The sequence below is a fragment of the Streptomyces mexicanus genome, from assembly GCF_902506575.1.
Taxonomy (GTDB): domain Bacteria; phylum Actinomycetota; class Actinomycetes; order Streptomycetales; family Streptomycetaceae; genus Streptomyces; species Streptomyces mexicanus.
Genome location: NZ_LR732544.1, coordinates 6,953,269 through 6,959,369, shown reverse-complemented (window position 1 = coordinate 6,959,369; position 6,101 = coordinate 6,953,269). Strand labels below are relative to the sequence as shown.

Annotated in this window: 6 protein-coding genes and 1 pseudogene; 3 read left to right on the top strand and 4 right to left on the bottom strand. The window is 73.3% G+C overall.

Features of this window, described 5'->3' with window-relative positions:
- Positions 1–207, bottom strand: a 207-nt coding sequence (locus GV126_RS31070; protein WP_328707359.1) for a carboxyl transferase domain-containing protein, incomplete at its 3' end; no start/stop codon positions are given.
- A 388-nt stretch (positions 208–595) separates the two neighbouring features.
- On the opposite strand from GV126_RS31070, the gene GV126_RS31065 reads away from it, so the two are divergent.
- Entirely contained in the window at positions 596–1,216 is a 621-nt protein-coding gene (locus tag GV126_RS31065) for a YceI family protein (RefSeq protein ID WP_159672858.1), read from the top strand.
- A gap of 180 nt (positions 1,217–1,396) precedes the next feature.
- Here the strand turns inward: GV126_RS31065 and GV126_RS31060 are convergent.
- Together GV126_RS31060 and GV126_RS31055 are read right to left on the bottom strand one after the other, a co-directional pair.
- Positions 1,397–2,038 (bottom strand): annotated as a pseudogene (locus tag GV126_RS31060) (TerD family protein); the annotation flags it as partial.
- 159 nt (positions 2,039–2,197) lie between these two features.
- Complete coding sequence (locus tag GV126_RS31055; RefSeq protein ID WP_159672856.1) at positions 2,198–2,797, bottom strand: M48 metallopeptidase family protein; 600 nt, start codon at positions 2,795–2,797, stop codon at positions 2,198–2,200.
- Positions 2,798–3,211: 414 nt separating this feature from the next.
- Here GV126_RS31055 and GV126_RS31050 point away from each other — a divergent pair, with 414 nt between their 5' ends.
- The gene (locus GV126_RS31050) at positions 3,212–4,432 is read left to right on the top strand and encodes a TOMM precursor leader peptide-binding protein (protein ID WP_159674308.1); all 1,221 of its coding nucleotides are present in this window, start codon (positions 3,212–3,214) and stop codon (positions 4,430–4,432) included.
- The gene (locus GV126_RS31045; RefSeq protein WP_159672854.1) at positions 4,425–5,789 is read left to right on the top strand and encodes an ABC1 kinase family protein; all 1,365 of its coding nucleotides are present in this window, start codon (positions 4,425–4,427) and stop codon (positions 5,787–5,789) included. The genes GV126_RS31050 and GV126_RS31045 overlap by 8 nt, the downstream gene beginning before the upstream one ends.
- Positions 5,790–5,892: 103 nt before the next feature.
- Here the strand turns inward: GV126_RS31045 and GV126_RS36880 are convergent.
- Positions 5,893–6,101 (bottom strand): hypothetical protein (locus GV126_RS36880; protein ID WP_159672852.1); only part of this gene is annotated, 209 nt, incomplete at its 5' end.

Below are 6,101 nucleotides of genomic sequence, written 5' to 3'. Positions count from 1 at the left end.
CTCGACCTCGTGGAAGGAGCCCGGGTCCAGGAGCAGTTCGATCCGCTCCCGCGCGGTCAGCTTGCCCTTGGCGTGCTGGGCCGCGGTCGCCTTCTCGCCGGGACCCGCCACCGCCTGCGCACGGATCTCGTGCAGTTCGGCGACCCGCCCGCGCGCGTCCGTCGGCTCGCCGGTCGGCTCACCCGTCGTCTCTTCCAAAACGGTCATGCAAATGACCTTACGAAGCGCACCGAGGAAAGCGAGCCGTCGACTCCGTACAGTCTCCGGCCCGTTTTCCTGGTGCCACCGAACAGAACCAGCGTCCCGTGCAGCCTTTCCGACTGCTCAGAGGGGATCCGCGTTGTAGAGGTCACACAAAGTCGGGCGACGTAAGCCTGCTCACATCCGGGGACGCCCGTGCCGCCGTCAGGGTGACACGCGGGGCCGGACGGGGGCACCGGCGGGGGGGGCGCCGCACAGCGGTCCGAGCCTGCGTCGCACCGGATGTTGAAAAGCGAACGGAATGCGGCTACGGTCGAGAGCGTTCTGGTTGAACGTTAAACATTCCGGTGCGTCCCCCCGCACCGGTCCGCCCTCCGTCCCCAAGGAGCACGCCATGGGATTCTTCGGCCGCAAGAGCACCGGCGCCGAGGCCGCCACCGCCACCGCCCAGTCCCCCGCCGCCGTCAGCCCCGAACTGGCCGCGCTGACCGGCGAGTACACCATCGACCCGTCCCACTCCACGCTCGGCTTCGTCGCGCGCCACGCCATGGTCACGAACGTCAAGGGCTCGTTCACCGACTTCACCGGCACCCTGCACCTGGACGGCGCCGACCCGTCGCGCTCCACGGCCTCGCTCGACGTGGTGATGGACAGCATCGACACCGGCTCGGCGGACCGCGACGGCCACCTCAAGAGCGCGGACTTCTTCCGTACGGAGGAGTTCCCGACCATGACCTTCCGGTCCACCAAGGCCGAGGCGCTGGGCGGCGACGACTACCGCATCACCGGTGACCTGACCATCCTCGGCGTCACCCGGCCGCTGACCATCGACCTGGAGTTCAACGGCGCCGCCAAGGACCCCTTCGGCAACGAGCGCGTCGGCTTCGAGGGCAAGGCCGAGATCCTGCGCTCGCAGTGGGGCCTGACCTGGAACGCGGCCCTGGAGACGGGTGGCGTGCTGGTCTCCGACAAGATCAAGCTCACCTTCGACATCTCGGCGATCCGGCAGGCCTGAGCCGGGCGGCGGACGGCCTTGCGGCGGGGGGCGCGCCCCCCCCCCCCGCGCCGGCTCTTATTCACCTCTCCCCGCCCCCCAGCCAGGCAGCAATTCCCTCTCGCCGCTTCCGCTTGAAAAAAAACAAAACATTTTCGATACTCCCGCCCAGCACGCCCGAGCACGACCCCAGCGCAGCCCGGCGGGGCCGGGCGGCACGGCGAAGGCCGGCGGTGCGTCGGTCCCGGCGGGCGGTGCGAAGCCGGGGGCGCCGCCGGGCTGCGGCTGCTGCGGGGGTACGGCGGCCTCTTCCTCCTCCAGGACCTCACCGCCGAAGTTCTTCAGCAGCGCCTCCAGGCCGCCGTCGAAGCCCTGGCCGACCGCGGCGAACCGCCACCCGTCCTTGAAGTAGATGTCCCCCAGCATCACGGCCCGCTCGGTGGAGAATTCCGAGCCGGTGAAGGCGTAGCGGGCCACCTCCTGGCCGCCCGCCACGATCCGCAGGTATCCGGGGCCGATCTGCGCCATCTGCCCGGCGCCGTCGATGGTCGCCGTGAACGACAACTTCCGGATGTGCGGCGGGATCCGCTCGAGCGTGACCCGGAAGGACTCGGTGTCGCCCGCCTGCGGCCCCAGCAGCTGGATGGCCTCCTCGGGGGACCTGGGCTGGTTGAAGAAGACGAAGTACCGGTCGTCCGACAGCCGTTCGTCGGCGTCCAGGCCGAAACAGCTGATGTCGAAGGTGAGTCCGGGAGCGGCGATCTGCACGCCTACGTACAGGTCCGTGCCCGCCGTCAGGTCACTGATCCTGGCCTTGTGGCCGCGTTGGAATTCCCTGGGCATGCGTACCGACCGTCCCCCATCCCGTGTGTGAGTGCGTCGCGCCAGGCTAACGGCAAAGTCGGACACCGGACCAAGCCGGTACGGACCCGGTACACAACGCCCGTCCGCCCGTGAAGTGCGGCCGCGCACCGGGCGGACGGCGACCGCCCGCCGCGGACGTCACGCGCCGGACGGGCCGGGCGCGTGGGGCAGCCGCGCCGCGGCGGCCACCCCTTCCAGGTAGCCCCGGGCGCGCTCGGTGCGCGGGTACGCCTCCAGCAGCCGCCAGAAGCCCGGGCCGTGGCCGGGGACGAGCAGATGGGCCAGCTCGTGCAGCAGGACGTAGTCGACGACGTACTCGGGCATGCCCTGCAGCCGGTGCGAGAGGCGGATGCTGCCCTCCGCCGGGGTGCACGAGCCCCAGCGCGTGTTCTGGTTGGTGACCCACCGGACCGAGGCCGGCCGGGCACGCCCGTCGAGGTACTGCGCCGACAGCCGCCCGGCGCGCTCGGCCAGCTCGGCGTCGCCGCTCGGGGCGCGCCGGCTCTCCTGGGCGGCCAGCTTGTCGAGCATGACCTTCACCCAGCGCCGCTCCTCGGCCTCCGACATCCGGGCGGGGATGAGCACGATCGTGCGGTCGCCCTCGCGGTAGGCGGAGACCGTCCTGCGGCGACGGGCGCTCCTGCGGACCTCGATCGTGTGCGCCGCGGGGCCGCTCGGCGGCGGGCTGGTCGTGCCTTGCTGCGGCGTTCCGGCGCGGTTCAGTGGGTCGGCGGACACGCCTCGACGTTACCGGGTCCACGCGGCGGACGTCCTGAGCCGGTGCCGGTGCCGGGTCCACGCGGCGGACGTCCTGAGCCGGCGCCGGGTCCGGGGCCGGGCCCCGTGACCAGCCGATTCCCCGCCCACTCACGCTCGCCTGATCTGCCACCCGGGCCCACCCGATCCGCCACCCAGGCCCACGCGATCCGCCACCCAGGCCCACTCGATCCGCCACCCAGGCCCACGCGATCCGCCACCCAGCCCACCCGATCCGTACGACAATCACTCCCCGCCTGTGGACAACGTTCCGCACCGATCGGCCGGGACAGGCATGCTGGCATGCGTCGGCGGAGCGACGACCGGCTCCACCGGCACCGGGGAGCGCCCTCTTCCGGCGTTCCATGACGTTCTTCGGCTACGGGGGCCATGGCGATGCATCCGATGGTGAAACCCGCGCTCCGGCGCGGCTGGCGCGATCTGTACACGGTCCAGTTCGGGATGACGCCCGCGCACGCCCTGACCCTCGGGCCCCTCGACACCGCCACGGGCAGCTTCCTTCAGTTGCTCGACGGCACGCGCGGCCTGGCCCTGCTGCGGGAGGAGGGCCGGCGCATGGATCTGCCCGAGGGACACGTCGACCGCCTCCTGACCCGGCTGGCCGGGGCCGGCCTGCTGGACGACGCCCGCGGCGGAGGGGAGGCGGCGGCCGCGCTGCGGGAGAAGCAGGAGGTGATGGACCGGCTGCGTCCCGACCTGGCCGCGCTGTCCCTGGTCGCGCGGGAGCCGGGTGAGGCCGCCGGCCGGCTGGCGGCCCGGCGCCGCCTGCGCGTGCAGGTCCGCGGCGCGGGACGTGTGGGCGCGGTGGTGGCCGCGCTGCTGTCCGGCGCGGGGGTCGGCGAGGTCGACGTGCGCGACGGGGGCTGTGTCGAACCGTGGGACGTCGCCCCGGGCGGGCTGCCCGCCGAGGCCGTCGGCGAACGCAGGGACGCGGCCGCGCGGCGGGTCGTGCGCCGGGCGGCCCCGGACCGGCCGCCGCGCCACGGCCACGGTCACGGAGAAGCGTCCGGGGTGGGCGAGCCGGGGCACGCGCTGGTGATCCTCGCCCCGCGGGACGACACCGCCGTGCACGCGCCCGACCCGTCCGGCGCGGAGGAGCTGATCGCGTCGGGCACACCCCATCTGTACGCCGGGGTCGTGGAGGCCACAGGGGTGGTGGGGCCACTCGTCCTGCCCGGGCAGACCGGCTGCGCCGAGTGCCTGCACCGGTGCCGCACCGACCGGGACGGCACCTGGCCCCGTCTGGTGGCCCAGTGGCGGTCCGGCAGACCGCGTCACGTCCGCGCCTGCGACCTGGCACTGGCCACGACCGTCGCGGGGCTGGCGGCGGCCCATGCGCTCGCTTTCCTGGACGGCCGCTCGCCCTCCTCCGCGGGTGCCCGCTGGGAGGTGTCGGCGCCGGGACTGCACTGGCACGCGCGACCGATGTGGCCGCATCCGCACTGCCCGTGCGGAGCGGCTCGCGAACCCGTGGCGGACGACACCTCAAAGGAGGGCGAGTCACGCGCGACAATGGCTGGGCAACGGCCGTCATCGACGCCCTGCCGGCAGGCAGACGCGGCACGGCTTGCTGGGACTTGGAGGGCGCATGTCTGATCTTCCCCGGAAGGCGGTCACCCGGACCGCCAAGCTCGCCGCGCTCCCGATCGGCTTCGCCGGGAGAGCGACCTGGGGACTCGGCAAACGGATCGTCGGCGAGTCCGCCGAGCTGGTGGGGCGCGAGCTGCAGCAGCGCACCGCCGAGCAGCTGTTCAAGGTCCTGGGCGAGCTGAAGGGCGGGGCGATGAAGTTCGGGCAGGCCCTGTCCGTCTTCGAGTCGGCCCTGCCCGAGGAGGTCGCCGGCCCCTACCGGGCCGCGCTGACCAAGCTCCAGGAGGCCGCACCGCCCATGCCGACGCGCACCGTGCACGCCGTGCTGGAGGAGCGGCTCGGCGCGGACTGGCGGGAGCTGTTCGAGGAGTTCGAGGACAAGCCGTCGGCGGCGGCCTCGATCGGGCAGGTGCACCGCGCGGTGTGGCACGACGGCCGTGAGGTGGCGGTGAAGGTGCAGTACCCCGGCGCCGGCGAGGCCCTGCTGTCCGACCTCGGGCAGCTGAGCCGGTTCGCTCGTCTGCTGGGGCCGCTGATCCCCGGCATGGACATCAAGCCCCTGATCACCGAGTTGCGGGACCGGGTCTCCGAGGAGCTGGACTACGCGCTGGAGGCCGAGGCCCAGCAGGCGCACGCCGAGGAGTTCGCGGGCGACCCGGACGTGGTCGTGCCAGCGGTGGTCCACCAGTGCGAGCAGGTGCTGGTCACCGAGTGGATCGACGGGATCCCGCTGTCCGAGGTGATCGCGGACGGCACGCAGGAGCAGCGCGACCGCGCCGGCCAGCTCCTCGCGCACTTCCTGTTCTCCGGTCCGGCCCGCACCGGCCTGCTGCACGCCGACCCGCACCCCGGCAACTTCCGTCTGCTGCCCGGCGGGCCGGGCGGTGCGGACGACTGGCGGCTGGGCGTGCTGGACTTCGGCACCGTCGACCGGCTGCCCGGCGGACTGCCGGCCCCGATCGGGGAGTCCTTGCGGATGACGCTGGACGGCCAGGCGGACGCGGTGTACCAAATGCTCTGCGCGGAGGGCTTCGTCAAGGAGTCCGTCGAGCTGGACCCCGACGCCGTCCTCGACTACCTGCTGCCGATCATCGAGCCGGCCCGGGTGGAGGAGTTCACCTTCACCCGCGGCTGGATGCGCGGTCAGGCGGCACGCATCGCCGATCCCCGCTCCCCCGCCTACCAGCTCGGCAAGAGGCTCAACCTGCCCCCGGCGTACCTGCTGATACACCGGGTGACCCTCAGCACCATCGGGGTGCTGTGCCAGCTGGGCTCGACGGTGCGGCTCCGGGAGGAGCTGGAGGAGTGGCTGCCGGGCTTCGCGGCCGACGCGGAGGCCGAGGAGGGCGCCATGGAGGCGTGAGCGGGCCGGCCCTCGCCCGGTGGGGGCCGACCCCCCGACGGATAGCGGGCGGGTGGGGGCCGGCTCCCCGACGGATCGCGGGCGGTCGCGAGGGTCCCGGCCCTCACCACCACGCCGAGTCGAGCCGGCCCTCGATGGCGCGGAGGTTCTCGCGGGAGCAGAGGTCGCAGAAGTAGCGGCGAGCGCCGTTCTCCACCGAACACGTCCAGGTGGGGGTCGGCCCCGCGGCCCGGCTGCCACAACGCGCACACGCCTCGGGCGAACCCGCCGCCGCGGAGTCGCCCCGGGGGCGGGCACCGGGAGCGCTGTCTC

What these genes read in the sequence shown, in the direction of transcription:
- GV126_RS31050 (WP_159674308.1), top strand. Translation starts at nt 3,212, where the DNA reads ATGCATCCGATGGTGAAACCCGCGCTCCGGCGCGGCTGGCGCGATCTG.
- GV126_RS31065 (WP_159672858.1), top strand. Translation starts at nt 596, where the DNA reads ATGGGATTCTTCGGCCGCAAGAGCACCGGCGCCGAGGCCGCCACCGCC.
- GV126_RS31045 (WP_159672854.1), top strand. Translation starts at nt 4,425, where the DNA reads ATGTCTGATCTTCCCCGGAAGGCGGTCACCCGGACCGCCAAGCTCGCC.